Source organism: Kitasatospora sp. NBC_01246, assembly GCF_036226505.1.
Taxonomy (GTDB): domain Bacteria; phylum Actinomycetota; class Actinomycetes; order Streptomycetales; family Streptomycetaceae; genus Kitasatospora.
This window is the reverse complement of the sequence record NZ_CP108484.1, coordinates 1,000,577-1,014,585: the sequence shown is the minus strand read 5'-3', so window position 1 is coordinate 1,014,585 and position 14,009 is coordinate 1,000,577. Positions and strand designations below refer to the sequence as shown.

Annotated in this window: 15 protein-coding genes; 8 read left to right on the top strand and 7 right to left on the bottom strand. The window is 74.3% G+C overall.

Annotated elements, in window-relative coordinates:
* Positions 1–102 precede the first annotated feature (102 nt).
* Together OG618_RS04620 and OG618_RS04615 are read left to right on the top strand one after the other, a co-directional pair.
* Complete coding sequence (locus tag OG618_RS04620; RefSeq protein ID WP_442906760.1) at positions 103–1,092, top strand: ABC transporter ATP-binding protein; 990 nt, start codon at positions 103–105, stop codon at positions 1,090–1,092.
* Positions 1,093–1,217: 125 nt separating this feature from the next.
* Positions 1,218–1,781: a helix-turn-helix domain-containing protein gene (locus OG618_RS04615; RefSeq protein ID WP_329485880.1), complete on the top strand. Its 564-nt coding sequence runs from the start codon at positions 1,218–1,220 to the stop codon at positions 1,779–1,781.
* Positions 1,782–1,788: 7 nt separating this feature from the next.
* Here OG618_RS04615 and OG618_RS04610 read toward each other — a convergent pair whose 3' ends face one another.
* The 4 genes from OG618_RS04610 to OG618_RS04595 form a co-directional block, all read right to left on the bottom strand.
* Positions 1,789–2,676 carry a dihydrodipicolinate synthase family protein gene (locus OG618_RS04610; protein ID WP_329485879.1) on the bottom strand — a complete coding sequence of 296 codons (888 nt, stop codon included), beginning with the start codon at positions 2,674–2,676 and terminating at the stop codon, positions 1,789–1,791.
* Position 2,677: 1 nt separating this feature from the next.
* Entirely contained in the window at positions 2,678–3,487 is an 810-nt protein-coding gene (locus OG618_RS04605; protein ID WP_329485878.1) for an aldolase, read from the bottom strand.
* 257 nt (positions 3,488–3,744) lie between these two features.
* Positions 3,745–3,930, bottom strand: coding sequence for a hypothetical protein (locus OG618_RS04600; RefSeq protein ID WP_329485877.1), 186 nt, complete (start codon positions 3,928–3,930; stop codon positions 3,745–3,747).
* 241 nt (positions 3,931–4,171) lie between these two features.
* Positions 4,172–5,773, bottom strand: a complete 1,602-nt coding sequence (locus OG618_RS04595; protein WP_329485876.1) for an AMP-binding protein — start codon at positions 5,771–5,773, stop codon at positions 4,172–4,174.
* A gap of 179 nt (positions 5,774–5,952) precedes the next feature.
* Between OG618_RS04595 and OG618_RS04590 the strand changes: the two genes are divergently transcribed.
* The 3 genes from OG618_RS04590 (at position 5,953) to OG618_RS04580 (ending at position 9,597) form a co-directional block, all read left to right on the top strand.
* Positions 5,953–6,636: an AAA family ATPase gene (locus tag OG618_RS04590; RefSeq protein WP_329485875.1), complete on the top strand. Its 684-nt coding sequence runs from the start codon at positions 5,953–5,955 to the stop codon at positions 6,634–6,636.
* Between the two features lie 131 nt (positions 6,637–6,767).
* Positions 6,768–7,520 carry a thioesterase II family protein gene (locus OG618_RS04585; RefSeq protein WP_329485874.1) on the top strand — a complete coding sequence of 251 codons (753 nt, stop codon included), beginning with the start codon at positions 6,768–6,770 and terminating at the stop codon, positions 7,518–7,520.
* A 223-nt stretch (positions 7,521–7,743) separates the two neighbouring features.
* Positions 7,744–9,597 carry a S8 family peptidase gene (locus OG618_RS04580; protein WP_442906759.1) on the top strand — a complete coding sequence of 618 codons (1,854 nt, stop codon included), beginning with the start codon at positions 7,744–7,746 and terminating at the stop codon, positions 9,595–9,597.
* 89 nt (positions 9,598–9,686) lie between these two features.
* On the opposite strand, the gene OG618_RS04575 is transcribed toward OG618_RS04580, so the two are convergent.
* Positions 9,687–9,929 carry a hypothetical protein gene (locus tag OG618_RS04575; protein WP_329485872.1) on the bottom strand — a complete coding sequence of 81 codons (243 nt, stop codon included), beginning with the start codon at positions 9,927–9,929 and terminating at the stop codon, positions 9,687–9,689.
* Between the two features lie 93 nt (positions 9,930–10,022).
* Here OG618_RS04575 and OG618_RS04570 point away from each other — a divergent pair, with 93 nt between their 5' ends.
* The 3 genes from OG618_RS04570 (at position 10,023) to OG618_RS04560 (ending at position 12,411) form a co-directional block, all read left to right on the top strand.
* Positions 10,023–10,607 (top strand): TetR/AcrR family transcriptional regulator, encoded by a 585-nt coding sequence (locus tag OG618_RS04570; RefSeq protein ID WP_329485870.1) that lies wholly within the window; start codon positions 10,023–10,025, stop codon positions 10,605–10,607.
* A gap of 86 nt (positions 10,608–10,693) precedes the next feature.
* Positions 10,694–11,674 (top strand): zinc-binding dehydrogenase, encoded by a 981-nt coding sequence (locus OG618_RS04565; protein ID WP_329485869.1) that lies wholly within the window; start codon positions 10,694–10,696, stop codon positions 11,672–11,674.
* A gap of 248 nt (positions 11,675–11,922) precedes the next feature.
* Positions 11,923–12,411 carry a helix-turn-helix domain-containing protein gene (locus OG618_RS04560; protein ID WP_329485868.1) on the top strand — a complete coding sequence of 163 codons (489 nt, stop codon included), beginning with the start codon at positions 11,923–11,925 and terminating at the stop codon, positions 12,409–12,411.
* A 103-nt stretch (positions 12,412–12,514) separates the two neighbouring features.
* Here OG618_RS04560 and OG618_RS04555 read toward each other — a convergent pair whose 3' ends face one another.
* Positions 12,515–13,117: a ClpP family protease gene (locus tag OG618_RS04555; protein ID WP_329485867.1), complete on the bottom strand. Its 603-nt coding sequence runs from the start codon at positions 13,115–13,117 to the stop codon at positions 12,515–12,517.
* Position 13,118: 1 nt separating this feature from the next.
* Positions 13,119–13,757 (bottom strand): ClpP family protease, encoded by a 639-nt coding sequence (locus OG618_RS04550; protein WP_329485865.1) that lies wholly within the window; start codon positions 13,755–13,757, stop codon positions 13,119–13,121.
* Positions 13,758–14,009 lie beyond the last annotated feature (252 nt).

Here is a 14,009-nt window from a genome sequence, read left to right as displayed (position 1 = left end):
CGGTGGCGGAGCCCCCGGCCGGGCGTTCGGCAGGGGAACCAGCACGTGGCGATCGCGACCAGGAGCGCACCCAGGCGCAGCAGCGGCGACAGGAGATCAGTGGTGAGCAGTGTGTCCGAGGGCGGGGCGGTCGTCGAGGGCCCGACGCTCGACGAGTTGCGGGAGCGGGCGCTGGCGGCCTCGGCGCCGCGGGTGGTCGCGGGGGACGCGGCGATCGTCTGCGAGCGCCTGGTGCGGATCTTCAGCGCCGAGGGTGTGGAGGTGCAGGCGCTCCAGGGCCTTGAGCTGACGATCCGTCAGGGCGACCTGGTGGCCCTGGTGGGCGCGTCGGGCAGCGGGAAGTCGACGCTGCTGACGATCCTGGCGGGGCTGGACATGCCGACCGCGGGGACGGCCACCGTGGCGGGCTGCGACCTGCTGGAGATGTCGGCGCGGGAGCGGCTGCGGTACCGGCGCGAGGTGGTGGGGTTCATCTGGCAGCAGACCGCCCGCAACCTGCTGCCGTTCCTCACCGCGGCCGAGAACATCGCGCTGCCGATGCAGCTGCGGGGCCGCGGCGGCGGCGCGGCCCGCTCCCGGCAGCAGGCGGCCCGGGTCGCCGAGCTCCTGGAGGCGATGGAGCTGGGCGACCTCGCGCACCGGCGCCCGGGTGAGCTCTCCGGCGGCCAGCAGCAGCGGGTGGCGATCGCCGTCGGCATGGCCAACAACCCGCCCGTCCTGCTCGCCGACGAGCCGACCGGTGAGCTCGACTCCGAGACCGCGGCGGGGATCTTCGAGACCTTCCGCACGGTCAACCGCGAGCTGGGTGCCACCGTCGTCATCGTCACCCACGACCCGATGGTCGCCGGTGAGGTGCGCCGCACGGTCGCGATCCGGGACGGCCGTACCAGCAGTGAGGTGCTGCGGCGGACGGTGACCGACGAGTACGGCGAGGAGTCGGTGAACGAGACCGAGTACGTGATGCTCGACCGGACCGGCCGGGTGCAGCTGCCGGTCAAGTTCCTGGAGGCGCTGGGGATGGAGCACCGGGTCGCGGTGGACCTGGGCGCCGACCACATCGCCGTCCGCCCGGACGACATCGCGGGCCACTGACGCGTCCGCCCGGCCGCACCCGCCGCCCGGCCGCACCCGCCGCCCGGCCCCGGGGCGGCGGGGCCGGGCGCGATGGGATACTGGACCGGACGTTCCGGGGCGAGAGGTACCGCATGAGCAGCCGCGTGAGAGTGCTGAGAAAGCAGAACCGGCTGAGCCTGGAGGCGCTGGCGGCCCAGGTCGGGGTGACCAAGAGCTACCTCTCCAAGGTGGAGCGGGGGCTCAGCGACCCCTCCATCTCGACCGCGCTCAAGCTGGCGCACGCGCTGAAGGTCGACGTCGGCCGCCTGTTCGCGGAGGACGTGGAGCCCGAGCTGATCACGGTGGTCCGGGCCGGCGAGCGGACGCCGATGGCCGGCGGCACGGGCCCCGGCGCCCCGCACTACGAGGGCATCGCGACCGGTCTCAGCGGCAAGCGGATGGTGCCGTTCATGATGTACCCGCCGCTGGAGCTGGGCGACTCGCCCTTCAAGTCGCACGCGGGTGAGGAGTTCTTCTTCGTCCACGCCGGGGCGGTCGAGCTGGAGTTCCCCGAGCGGACGGTCCGGCTCGCCCCGGGGGACAGCGTCTACTTCAACTCGGCGCTGCCGCACCGCTGCCGGAGCACCGGTCCGGAGCCGGCCGCGATCCTCGTGGTGATCCACGACGATCCGGCCGGCCCGTCGGACCGGGTTCCCAGCCTGCCCTGACGCCTCGTCAATCCAGTGTCGCGAGCAACTCTGCCAGGTGGCGGGTGCGTTCGTCGTCCAGCGGCAGCAGCGGTCGGCGCGGCTCGCCGACGTCCAGCCCGCGCAGGGCCAGGCCGGCCTTCACGGTGGTGGGCAGGCCGCCCCGCAGGATGAACTGCAGGAGCGGCAGCTGGCGGTAGAAGGACTGCCGGGCGGCGTCCAGGTCGCCGACCCGCACCGCCCGGTGGAGTTCGAGCACCGCCTCGGGTATCAGGCCGGGCGCGGCGGTGCACCAGCCGGCGGCGCCGGCGGCGAACGCCTCCAGGGCCAGCGGGTTGCTGCCGTTGAAGAACGGCAGCTCGCCGCCGGTGAGCTGGCTGAGCCGGTGCATCCGCTGCACGTCGCCGCTGCTCTCCTTCACCATGGTGATGTTCTCGACCCGTTCGACCAGCGAGACCATCAGCTCGGGGGAGAGGTCGACGCCGCTGGTGGCCGGGTTGTTGTAGATCATCACGGGGACGGAGACGGCGCCCGCGACCTCGGTGAAGTGGCGGACGATCTCGCGTTCGTCCAGCTTCCAGTACGACAGCGGCAGGACCATCACGGCGTCGGCGCCGACCTGTTCGGCGAACCGGGCCCGGCGGACGGCCTTGCGGGTGGTGAGCTCCGCGATGCCCACCACGGTGGGCACCCGCCCGGCCACCGCCGCCACCGAGGCCTCGGCGGCGGTGAACCACTCCTGGTCGTCGAGGTAGGCGCTCTCCCCGGTCGAGCCGAGCGGGGCGACGGCGTGGCAGCCGGCCTCGACCAGCCGGTCGATCAGGGTGCCCAGGCGTGCGGTGTCGAGACCGCCGTCGGTGGGGGAGAACGGGGTCACCGGGTAGGCGATGATCCCTTCCAGGGTCGGACCGGCCATGTCAGCGACCGCCTTCCGGGGTGAGGGAGTCGAGTGCGTCGCCGTGGCCGGCGCGCAGGGCGCGGCGGGCGTAGTAGGCGAAGGACGCCTGGCCGCGCTTGGGGGTGGAGATCCAGTCGTGCGCCTCGCGGGCCAGCAGCTCGGGGATCTCCTGGATCCGTCCGGCGGCCGAGGCCAGCAGCTGGAGCCGGGCGGCCCGCTCGAACAGCACCGCGAGGACGCAGGACTCCTCGACGGTGCCGGTGGCCACCAGCTGTCCGTGGTGGGCGAGGAGCAGGGCGCGCTTGTCGCCGAGCGCGGCCGTGATGATCTCGCCCTCCTCGTTGCCGACCGGGATGCCGGGCCACTTCTCCAGGAAAGCGCAGTCGTCGTAGAGCGGGCAGAGGTCCATGTGCGAGACGATCAGCGGCTTCTCCAGCATCGACAGCGCGGAGATGTGCAGCGGGTGGGTGTGGATGATGCACTCGACGTCCGGGCGGGCCCGGTAGACCCAGCTGTGGAAGCGGTTGGCGGGGTTGGCCATCCCCTCGCCCGCCAGGACGTTGAGGTCCTCGTCCACCAGCAGCAGGTTGGACTCGGTGATCTCGTCGAAGCCCAGGCCGAGCCGCTGGGTGTAGTAGGTGCCGGGTTCCTCGGCGCGGGCGGTGATCTGGCCGGCCAGGCCGGAGTCGTGTCCGGCGTCGAACAGGATCCGGCAGGTGAGCGCGAGCTTCTGCCGGGTGGTCCAGCCGTTGTCGGGGATGGCGCTCTGCATTCTGCGGTGGGCGAGGTCCACCAGCTCCGCCTTGGTGGCCGTGAGGGTCTCTGCCATCGGCTGTGCTTCTCCTTCGTAGGGGAACGCCCGGGCGCGGCGGGGCCGTTGGGCAGGCGTGGCCGCCGTGCCGCCCGCCGGGAGCGACGGGCGAGGACACGTTGTTCACCCTAGGACACCTTGTGTCCTGGCGTCGATAGCGTGCCCGCTACGGGTGGGCCCGAAGCCACGGCCGCTACCCGCTGCCCGCCACCTACTACCCCCGCTTCCCGGCAACAGCCCTGCTGATCAGAGGTGTTGGGGCTTCCGGGGCAGGCTCAGCCGTCGTCGCCGACGCGTCGGATCAGCCCGCTGCGCTCGGCCTCGGAGCGGAGGTCCCGCTCCGGCTCGCCGCGCCTGCCGCGGTCGCCCCGGGCGGCGGCGGTGCAGAGCGCGAAGACGAGTACGGCGCTGGCCGCCACGGCGAGGATGCCGAGCGCGGTGAGGACGCGGAGCCAGGTCACGGCAGATGCCTCCGGTGGGCGGTGCGACGGGAGTTGTGCCGGGGATATCGGCAGGACGCGCCGTAGGATCGAGTGTCCACGGGCGGTTCCGTGGGACATCCGCCGCAGCACCGGGAGCACGCGCGGGCACTCGAAGCGTCGGCGGCGCGCGGTGCTCCTCGATACGCGCCCCCGGAGCCTTTGCGCGCCCCCGTCGGCCGCCCGTGACCCCGCCGCCCGTGACCCCGCCCCCGCGATCCCGTCAGCCGCCCGTGACCCGGCCGCCCGTGACCCCGTCGGCCGCCTCCGGGGCCTCCCGTCCCTCCTCCGGTCCCGCCTGCGCCAGCAGGGTCCGCAGGGCGTCGAAGTCCGGCTTCCCGGTCGCGCTCAGCGGCAGCTCCGGCAGCACCAGGATCGTCGACGGATCACCGTGCGGACCGCCGCGCTCACGCGCCCACCGGTGCAGCTGCCGCGCCGTCACCCCCGCCCCGGGCCGGGTGGTGACCGCGGCGTGCACCCGCTCCAGCCGGTCCGGGCCGGTGGTCGCGAACATCACCGCCTCCCGCACCGCCGGATGCGCCAGCAGCGGCCGCTCGACATCGCGCGGGAAGACGTTGTGCGCGTCCACGATCGCCATCGGCCCCCGCCGCCCGGCCACCGTCAGGTACCCGGCCGCGTCCAGGCTGCCCAGGTCCCCGGTGTGCAGCCAGCCGCCGCGCAGCACCCGGGCCGTCAGCGCCGGATCACGCCAGTAGCCGGACATCACCGTCGGCGTCCGCACGCGGATCTCCCCGGTCCGGCCGACCGGCAGCGGCGCGCCCGCCTCGTCCACGATCCGGACCTCGGTGTCCGGGAGCGGCCGCCCGGCGGTGGTGAGCAGCCTCGGATCGAGGTGCTCGTCCGGGGTGAGCCGGGTGACCGGCCCGCACTCCGTCAGGCTGTACGTCTGGTGCAGCACCCGGCCGATCCGGCGGGTCGCCTCCGCCAGCCGTTCCGGGGCGGCCGGGGACCCGGTGTACGTCACCCGGCGCAGGCTGCCGGTGTCGGTCCGGGAGAGTGCGGGGTGGTCGAGCACCCGGTAGAGCAGGTGCGGCGGCAGGTACACCCGTGACACCCGGTACCGCTCGACGGCCGCCAGGACCGCCTCGGCCTCGAAGCCGTCCTGGAGCACCACCGTGCCGCCCGCCGCGAGGGCCAGGTCGGCCGTAGTGCCTCCGCCGTGGCACAGGGCCGTGCAGAGCAGGAAGGTGGACGCCGCCACCAGCTCCGGCCGGGGCGGCCGGGCGAAGCGGCGCAGCACTCCCTTCGGCCGGCCGGTCGAGCCGCCGGTGAACCGGATCGCCATCACGTCGTCCGGCCGCCAGCGGGGTGCCGGCGGGACGGGCGGGAGCGGCGCGGCCAGGGCGGTGAGGTCCGCCCCGACCGGGGTGGGGCCGAGGGCCAGCGGCAGCGCGGCGGGGAGCGCCCCGGCGAGCTGCCGCGCGGTCGCGGTGAACCGCTCCGGGGCGAAGACGAAGGCGGCGGTCCGCGCCTCCTCGGCCATCGCGACCTGGTCCGCCACCGACCGGTCGGTGGGCAGCATCGCCACCCGGCAGCCGATCAGGTTCGCCGCCAGGCGCACCAGCACCGCCTCCGGCCGGTTCCCGGCCAGCACGGTGACGCCGTCGCCGCGCCCGAGACCGGTGGCGGCCAGCGCGCGGGCGAACCGGTGCACGTCGTCCAGACACTCCTGCGCCGTCAGCGACGACTCGCCGTACCGCAGCGCGACCCGGGCCGGATCGCGGGCCAGCCCGTCGAGGACCAGCCCGGTGTGCGTGGCCGTCCCGGTGCCCGCCGCCCGCCCCGCCGTCCGCGTCCTCGCCACGCGCCGTCTCCCGACTCTCGATACCCGCGTCCGATCTGACAGTCCATCACATCACCCCGCCGTCCGGCGGCCGGGTCGGGGGAGCGGTCCCGGGGGCCGGGCCGGGGACCGTGCGGTCCGGAGGGCGGTCGGTGTTGTTATCGTTCCAGGTCGGGCACCGACGGGGATGAGTGAGCACCATGGACAGGCCGACCACGCCGGGCGGGCGGACCGCGGTACGGCAGGGGGCGCAGACAGCGATGGAACCGCGGGGCCTGGTCGATCTCAGGGACGCGGCCGGTGAGTCCTTCACCGTCCGCTACCCGCCGGGCGCGGTCGTGGTGGTCTCCGGACTCCCCGGCAGCGGCAAGAGCACCCTGCTGCGCCGCTGGTCGGACCGGAGCGGGGCGGCCGCCACCGTCGATCCCCGGGCCGTGCACGAGGCCTGCGCGGCGGTGATGCCGGCCGCCCTGCCGTACGCGGTCTACCGGCCGTGGGCCCGGATCGAGCACTTCCGCCTGCTGCGCGCCTCCGTCCGCCGGGGCGGTCCGCTGCTGGTGCACGACTGCGGCAGCCGGGCCTGGATGCGCCGCTGGTTGTCCGGCGTCGCCGCCCGTCAGGGCCGTGAACTGCACCTCGTCCTGCTGGACGTCGGCGCCGTCACCGCGCTCGCCGGTCAGCGGGAGCGCGGGCGCTGGGCCCCGCGCCGGGCCTTCGCCCGCCACCGCCGGGGCCTCGACCGGTTGCTGGCGGCCTTCACCCGGCACGCCGCGGGCGCGGCCGGCACGCCCACCCCGGAGGCCGCCTCGGTGCTGCTGCTGGACCGGGTCTCCCGGGAACGCGCGGAGGCCGTCCGCTTCGGCCCGGCCGAGCCGGCCCGGTAGCGCGGCTCCGCCGCGGCGACGGACCGGTCGCGGGTGCCGGGTGCCGGGTGGCCCGTGGTGCGCGGTGGGGCGGCAGGGGACACTGGGGAGGTAGCGCAGCAGCTGACCCGTCTTCAGGGAGGTCGTCCCGCATGGCCCGCAGTACCGCCACCGAGAGCCCGTGGTTCCGCCGGTTCCACTCCCACGACACGGCGCCCGCCCGGGTCGTCTGCTTCCCGCACGCGGGCGGGTCGGCGAGCTACTTCCTCGACTACGCGACCGCCCTCGCGCCGTACGCCGACGTGCTCGCCGTCCAGTACCCCGGCCGGCAGGACCGCTTCGGCGAGCCCGGGATCGACTCCGTCACCGGTCTCGCCGACCGGGTGTACGAGGCACTGCTGCCCTGGACCGACCTGCCGCTGACCTTCTTCGGGCACAGCATGGGCGCGGCCGTCTGCTTCGAGGTGGCGCGCCGCTTCGAAGCGGCCGGCGCGGCCGGCCCGGCCCACCTGTTCGTCTCCGGCAGCCGCGCGCCCTCCCGGCCCCGGGAGTCGGCGGTGTACCGGCTCCCGGACGACGAGCTGCTCGCCGAGGTGTCCGAGCTCGGCGGCACCGACGCACGGGTCCTCGCCGACCCGGAGCTGCGGGCCGTCATCCTGCCGGCGCTGCGCAGCGACTACACCGCGATCGAGACGTACCGGTGCGCGCCGGACGCCGTGGTGTCGCCGCCGGTGACCGCGCTGACCGGGGACGCGGACCCGCGGGTCTCGCTGGACGAGGCCGGCGGCTGGGCCCGCCACACCACCGGCGCCTTCGAGCTGGAGGTGTTCCCGGGCGGCCATTTCTACTTGGCCGAACAGCGGGACGCGGTGCTGGAGGTGGTGACCGCGCGGCTCCGGGGGTGAACGGCCCCAGCGGCGGGGGGAGTCGGGCTCGTGCACGAACGAGCCCTGCTCCGGGGGCGCCGGGCGACGCGGCCCGCGGGCGGCGCCCCCGGGCGACACCAAAAGTTGACACGCTTGTGACAAGCTGTCACGCGTAAAGCCTTCCCCAAGTGCTCACCGATCTGGCATGTTGCGTTCAAACTCCGTGCGAACCCCTCACGCACGGGCCGATCGGAGGACACACGTGTCACCCCTGATATCCCGGCGGCTCGGTCGCCCGGCCGCCGCGCTCGCCGTCCTCTCGGCCCTGGCGCTGGCCGTCCCCGGCGTGACGGCCGCCGCCGCCCCCCTCGCGGCCGCCGCCCCCACGGCCGCCGGGGTGCCCGCCGCCGCCGGTATGCCGATCGCCGCCGCGGCGCCCGCCGCCGCCACCGCCCCGCAGGTCGCCGCCGGCTGGGCCGCCGGGACGCGCGCCTACCTGGTGATCAGCGCACCCGCCGACACCGCGGCCGCCAGGAGCGCCGTCACCGCCAACGGCGGCACGGTCTTCGCGAGCTACGACGCGATCGGCGTGATCGTGGCCCACTCCACCTCGGCCGGTTTCGCGACCGCGGTGCGCGGCGCCGCCGGTGTCCAGCAGGTCGGCGCGACCCGCACCTCCGACGTGCCAGCCGACGCCTACAACCCCGCGCTGCCCGCCAACCCTGCCCAGGCGGCCACCACCCTCACCGAGTCGAACCGCTGGGACATGACCCAGATCAAGGCCGACCAGGCGTGGGCCGTCAGCACCGGCTCCGCCACCGTCAAGGTCGGCGTCCTCGACACCGGGGTGGACGACCAGCACCAGGACCTCGCGCCGAACTTCGACGCCGCCGACTCGGCCTCCTGCGCCTACGGCAAGGCGGACACCCGCACCGGCGCCTGGCGGGACGTCGACACCCACGGCACCCACGTCGCGGGCACCATAGCGGCGGCCAAGAACGGCAAGGGCGTCGTCGGCGTCGCCCCGGGCGTGAGGATAGCCTCCGTCCGGATAGCCGAACCGACCAGCACCCTCTTCTACGCCGAGAACACCGTCTGCGGCTTCGTCTGGGCCGGTGACCACGGCTTCAAGGTGACCAACAACAGCTACTACACCGACCCGTGGCAGTTCAACTGCCCGGACAACGTCGACCAGGCGGCCATCATCGAGGGCGTCAAGCGCGCCCAGGAGTACGCCGAGGGCAAGGGCTCGCTCCAGGTCGCCGCGGCCGGCAACTCCGACTACGACCTGGCCAACAAGACGACCGACAGCGAGAGCCCGAACGACTCGACGCCGGTCACCCGGACCATCAGCAACGCCTGCCTGGACATCCCGACCGAGCTCCCCGGCGTGGTCACCGTCGCCGCCATGGGCAGCGGCAGCGCCAAGGCCTCCTACTCCAACTTCGGCAAGGGCGTCATCGACGTCGCGGCCCCCGGCGGCGACGGCGCCAACGGCGTCTACTCGACCCTGCCCGGCGGCAAGTACGGGACCAAGAGCGGCACCTCGATGGCCTCCCCGCACGTCACCGGCGTGGCCGCGCTGATCGCCAGTGCCGACCCGACGCTCACCCCGGCCGGCATCCGGGCCCGCCTCGCCACCCAGGCCAACGACGTGGCCTGCCCCGGCTCGGACGGCCGCTGCACCGGCACCACCGCGAACAACGCCTTCTTCGGCGAGGGCCAGGTCGACGCGCTGAAGGCGGTCGGCGGCACCACCACGCCGCCGACCGGCAAGTACTTCGAGAACCTGACCGACGCGGCGATCGCCGACAACGCCACGGTGGACAGCCCGATCGCCGTCACCGGCGTGACCGGCAACGCCCCCGCCGCCCTCAAGGTCGGCGTGGACATCAAGCACACCTACCGCGGTGACCTGGTGATCTCCCTGGTCGCCCCGAACGGCACGGTCTACCTGCTGGAGGACTTCGCGAACGGCGACAGCGCCGACGACGTCGCCAAGACGTACACCGTGAACGCCTCCGCGAGCGCGGCGAACGGCACCTGGAAGCTCCGGGTCAAGGACGGCGCCTCCGGCGACACCGGCACGATCGACGCCTGGAACCTCACCTTCTGATCCCGCGTCCGGTCCCGCCCGACAGCCCTGTGCTCCGCCGCCCACCGGGCGGCGGAGCACAGGCGTTCCGGGAGCCGCGGGCGCGCCCGTCAGAAGGCGACGATGCCCTCGCCGCCGACCCCCTGGGGCACGGTCTGCGAGCCCAGCGCGGTGAGCGAGCCGTCGGGGTCGACCGCGAACTCGTCCACGACGCCGTCGACCCCGGTCCGGGCGTAGAGGTGGCGCCCGTCCGAGGACACCGCCGCGTCGACGGTGCCGGGGTGGGTGGGCGTGTTGCCCAGCGCGGTCAGTCCCTGCGCTGTCAGGATAGGTGACGGTTTGTCGGGAACCATGGAATTGCCGGGTTCGGCCCCGCCGCGGGGCCACCGTGCGCGGCGGGTGGGCGGGGCTTGTTCTTGAATGAACGCTCAGGTATGTTTTCCCTCATGCCCAGGCCACGTGAGTTCGACCCCGACGCCGTCCTCGATCAGGCGATGCGGCGGTTCTGGGAGCGCGGCTACCGGGCGACCTCCATCGAGGATCTGGTGAAGGCGACCGGGGTCAAGCCCGGCAGCATCTACAGCGCGTTCCCCGGGGGCAAGCACGCGCTCTTCGTGAAGTCGCTGGAGCGCTATTCGAAGCTGGTCGTCCCGCAGAAGCTCGGGGAGCTGGAGGCGCCGGCCGCGTCGGTGGCGCAGGTGCGCGGCTACTTCGACGGGCTGGTGCGCGACCTGCTCAGCCCCGAGGGGCGGCAGGGCTGCCTCCTGGTCAACACCGCCATCGAGAAGGCCGCGGAGGACGACGAGGCGGCGGCCGTCGTGCGCGGCCATCTGGCGCGCCTGGAGCGCTGCATGACCCACGCCCTGGAGAACGCCGTCCGCCGGGGCGAGGTCAGGAGCTCGCTCGACGCGGCCGGCAGCGCCAAGCTGCTGGTGGCGACCTGCCAGGGGCTGATGGTCGTCGGCAAGGCCAATCCCGACGCGGCGGTCCTGCGGGCCGTCGTCGACAACGCCTTCGTCGCGCTCTCCTGACGGGCGCGGCGTTCCCGGGCCACCGTACGCGGTGGCCCTCTTTTCGGCCCCATAGTTGAATGACTACTCAAGAATGAGGTTCGGACATGAAGGCCATCGTCATCTCCGCCCACGGCGGCCCCGAGGTGCTCGCCGTCACCGAACTGCCCGACCCGGTACCCGCCGACGGCGAGGTCCTCGTCCGGGTCAAGGCGTTCGGTCTCAACCACGCCGAGGCGTACATGCGCAGCGGGGCCTGGGGCCCGGTGGCGGCCGTCCCCGGGATCGAGTGCGCCGGCCTCGTCGAGGCCGACCCCTCGGGCGAACTCCCCGTCGGCACCCGGGTGGTTGCGATCCTCGGCGGGATGGGGCGGACCCGCAACGGCAGCTACGCCGAATTGGTCACCGTCCCGGCCACCCATGTGGTGGCCGTGGAGTCCGGGCTCTCCTGGGCCGATCTGGCCGCCGTGCCCGAGGTGTACGCCACGGCCCACAGCGCCCTGCACGGCAACCTCGCCCTCCGGCCGGGGGAGACGCTGCTGGTCCGGGGCGCGACCTCCTCGCTCGGGCAGGCCGCCGTCAACCTCGCCGTCCGGCACGGCGCCGACGTGCTGGCCACCACGCGCAACCCGGATCACGGGCCCCTGCTCAAGGACCTCGGGGCCGTCGACGTGCTCATCGACGACGGAAACCTGGCCGCGGAGGTCGGCCGCCGGGGCCTCGTCGTCGACGCCCTGCTCGACATCGTCGGCAACAGCGTGCTGCGCGATTCGCTGGCCGCGGTCCGCCCACGGGGCCGGGTCTGCCAGGTCGGCTTCCTCGGCGGCTTCGCACCGGTGGCCGACTTCGACCCGATGGCCGACCTGCCCGGTGCGGTCGGGCTCAGCTTCTTCGGCAGCGCCTTCGTCCTGGGCACACCGGCGTTCCCGCTCGCCGACGTGCCCCTGGAGGCGATCTGCGCCGAGGTCGAGGCGGGCGTCCTGAAGGCCCGCCCGACCCGGGTCTTCCGCTTCGGTGAGATCGTCGAGGCCCATCGGGTGATGGAGGCGGGCCGGGCCCTGGGGAAGATGGTCGTCGTCGTCGACTGACGCGGCCCCGGCCCGGCACCGGGCCGGCCGCCACCGCGGACCGGCCGCACCCCCGAGGAGCTGACCCGCCGGCGGGTCCGGCGCGGGGCGGCTCGCCACGCCGGCGCGGCGCCTCAGCGGTCGACGGCCGATCGAACACGCCCCGGACAACGGGCGGGAGCCGCGGCCCGGTCGCGGTTCCCCGCGGCTTCACCCAGGGCAGAACGCCGTGCCCTTCCCCCGGCGCCCGGGATCCCTAGGCTGAAGGTGTGAGCACTCCTACGCCGAACGAAGCCCGCGTCATCCCGCTGCGCCCGCCGGTCTCACCCGGCCCCGGTGCGGCGGCCCGCCCCCCGCATCGGCAGGCGGGGGTCCCCCCGACCCCCGCGCCCCGGGAACCCCTGTGGCGCGACCTCGTCGGCGACGCGCTGCGGCGCGAGCGGCTGGCCCAGGAGCGGACGTTGAAGGACGTCGCGGAGGCGGCCCGGATCTCGGTGCCGTACCTGTCGGAGCTGGAACGCGGACGGAAGGAGGCCTCCTCCGAGGTGCTCGCGGCCGCCGCCCGCTCCCTGGGCCTCGGCCTCGCCGACCTGCTCTCGCTCGCCCAGGACGAGCTGGCCCGGGGCGAGCTGGCCCGGGGCGGGCGCGGCCGGGTGGCGCACGGCTCGGTGGGTCACGGCTCGGTGGGTCACGGCTCGGTGGGCCGGGGGCGGGTGTCGTCCCCGTCGCGCCACGACGGTCTCTGCCTCGCGGCCTGACCGCGACCGCGCGTCGCGCGGACCGGCCCGGCGGCACACGCCGCCGGGCCGGCCGCCGTGCGCTCGCCGTCCGACCGGCCCGCACCCACGGCCCCGGGCGGGATCAGACGAGCGCGTTCCGCCGGCTCAGCACCTCGTCGGCGAGCCCGTAGGTGACGGCCTCCTCGGCGCTGAGCACCTTGTCCCGGTCCATGTCCGCCCGCAGCGTCGCCACGTCGTGACGCGTGTGCCGGGCGAGGACCTCCTCGACCTGGGAGCGGATGCGGACCATCTCCTTGGCCGCGAGGCTGAGGTCGGAGACGGTCCCCTGCCGGCCGCCGCTGGCCGGCTGGCCGAGCAGGACCCGTGCGTGCTGGAGCACGAACCGCCGTCCGGGGTCTCCGCCGGCCAGCAGCACCGCCGCCGTCGACGCGGCCTGTCCGACGCAGAACGTGGAGATCGGCGCCTGCACGAAGGTCATCGTGTCGTAGATCGCCATCAGTGAAGTGAAGGACCCGCCCGGCGAGTTGAGGTAGAGCGAGATCTCGCGCTCCGGGTTCTCCGACTCCAGGTGCAGGAGCTGGGCGATGACGACGTTGGCGAAACCGTCGTCGATCTCGGTGCCGAGGAAGATGATCCGCTCGTTCAGCAGCCGGCTGAAGACGTCGTAGGACCGCTCGCCCTGTGCGGTGCGCTCGATGACGTAGGGAACCGTGTACGACCCCATGTCAGAGCCCCATCCGCGGCCGCGAGGAGGCCGGGCGGACGTCGGCGAGCGACTCCAGCACCCGGTCCACCATCCCGTACTCCCGGGCCTGTTCGGCCGTGAACCAGCGGTCCCGGTCGCCGTCCCGGGTGATCGTCTCCTCGCTCTGCCCGGTGTGCTCGGCGATGATCCGCTCGATGGCCTTCTTGGTGAACTGGAGGTTCTCCGCCTGGATCTCGATGTCCGCGGCGGTGCCGCCGATGCCCGCCGAGGGCTGGTGCATCATGATCCGCGCGTTCGGCAGCGCGAACCGCTTGCCGGGCGTCCCGACGGTGAGCAGGAACTGGCCCATGCTGGCGGCGAACCCCATCGCCAGGGTGGAGACGTCGTTCGGGATGAGCCGCATGGTGTCGTAGATGGCGAGGCCCGCGGTGACCGAGCCGCCGGGGCTGTTGATGTAGAGGCAGATGTCGGTGCGCGGGTCCTCCGCCGACAGCAGCAGCAGCTGGGCGCAGACCCGGTTGGCCGACACGTCGTCGACCTCCGTGCCGAGGAGGACGATCCGCTGGGCGAGCAGTTGGGCCGCCAGGTGGTCGTCGAAGCGGCTGGGCGGCCGGGAGCCCTCGTCCGCGCGGGGCGGGGCGGTGGTGAGGGGAGTCATCGGGATCTCCTTGTCGATGCGGGATGCCGTCGACCCCACTCTTGCCCCCGGAGGATCCCCGCAGGTCGATTCTCTGCCCGCCGCAGATTCGCCGAGGGCAGAGCCGACGGGACGGCCCGCGGTCGCCGGCCGGATTCCGCTCCCTCCCGCTCGCCTCCGGTCCACGGCGGCGTGCGGGCGCGGGGCGGGCGTGCGGCGGACGGCGGCCGCGCCGGTTGAGGGCGGAGCGGTCCCGGGCGCCCCGCAGCGCCG

Excerpts from the sequence above, each read along its gene's own strand:
- OG618_RS04610 (WP_329485879.1), bottom strand. The coding sequence starts at position 2,676 with ATGGCCGGTCCGACCCTGGAAGGGATCATCGCCTACCCGGTGACCCCG.
- OG618_RS04605 (WP_329485878.1), bottom strand. The coding sequence starts at position 3,487 with ATGGCAGAGACCCTCACGGCCACCAAGGCGGAGCTGGTGGACCTCGCC.
- OG618_RS04590 (WP_329485875.1), top strand. The coding sequence starts at position 5,953 with ATGGACAGGCCGACCACGCCGGGCGGGCGGACCGCGGTACGGCAGGGG.
- OG618_RS04585 (WP_329485874.1), top strand. The coding sequence starts at position 6,768 with ATGGCCCGCAGTACCGCCACCGAGAGCCCGTGGTTCCGCCGGTTCCAC.
- OG618_RS04575 (WP_329485872.1), bottom strand. The coding sequence starts at position 9,929 with ATGGTTCCCGACAAACCGTCACCTATCCTGACAGCGCAGGGACTGACC.
- OG618_RS04570 (WP_329485870.1), top strand. The coding sequence starts at position 10,023 with ATGCCCAGGCCACGTGAGTTCGACCCCGACGCCGTCCTCGATCAGGCG.
- OG618_RS04565 (WP_329485869.1), top strand. The coding sequence starts at position 10,694 with ATGAAGGCCATCGTCATCTCCGCCCACGGCGGCCCCGAGGTGCTCGCC.
- OG618_RS04555 (WP_329485867.1), bottom strand. The coding sequence starts at position 13,117 with ATGGGGTCGTACACGGTTCCCTACGTCATCGAGCGCACCGCACAGGGC.
- OG618_RS04550 (WP_329485865.1), bottom strand. The coding sequence starts at position 13,757 with ATGACTCCCCTCACCACCGCCCCGCCCCGCGCGGACGAGGGCTCCCGG.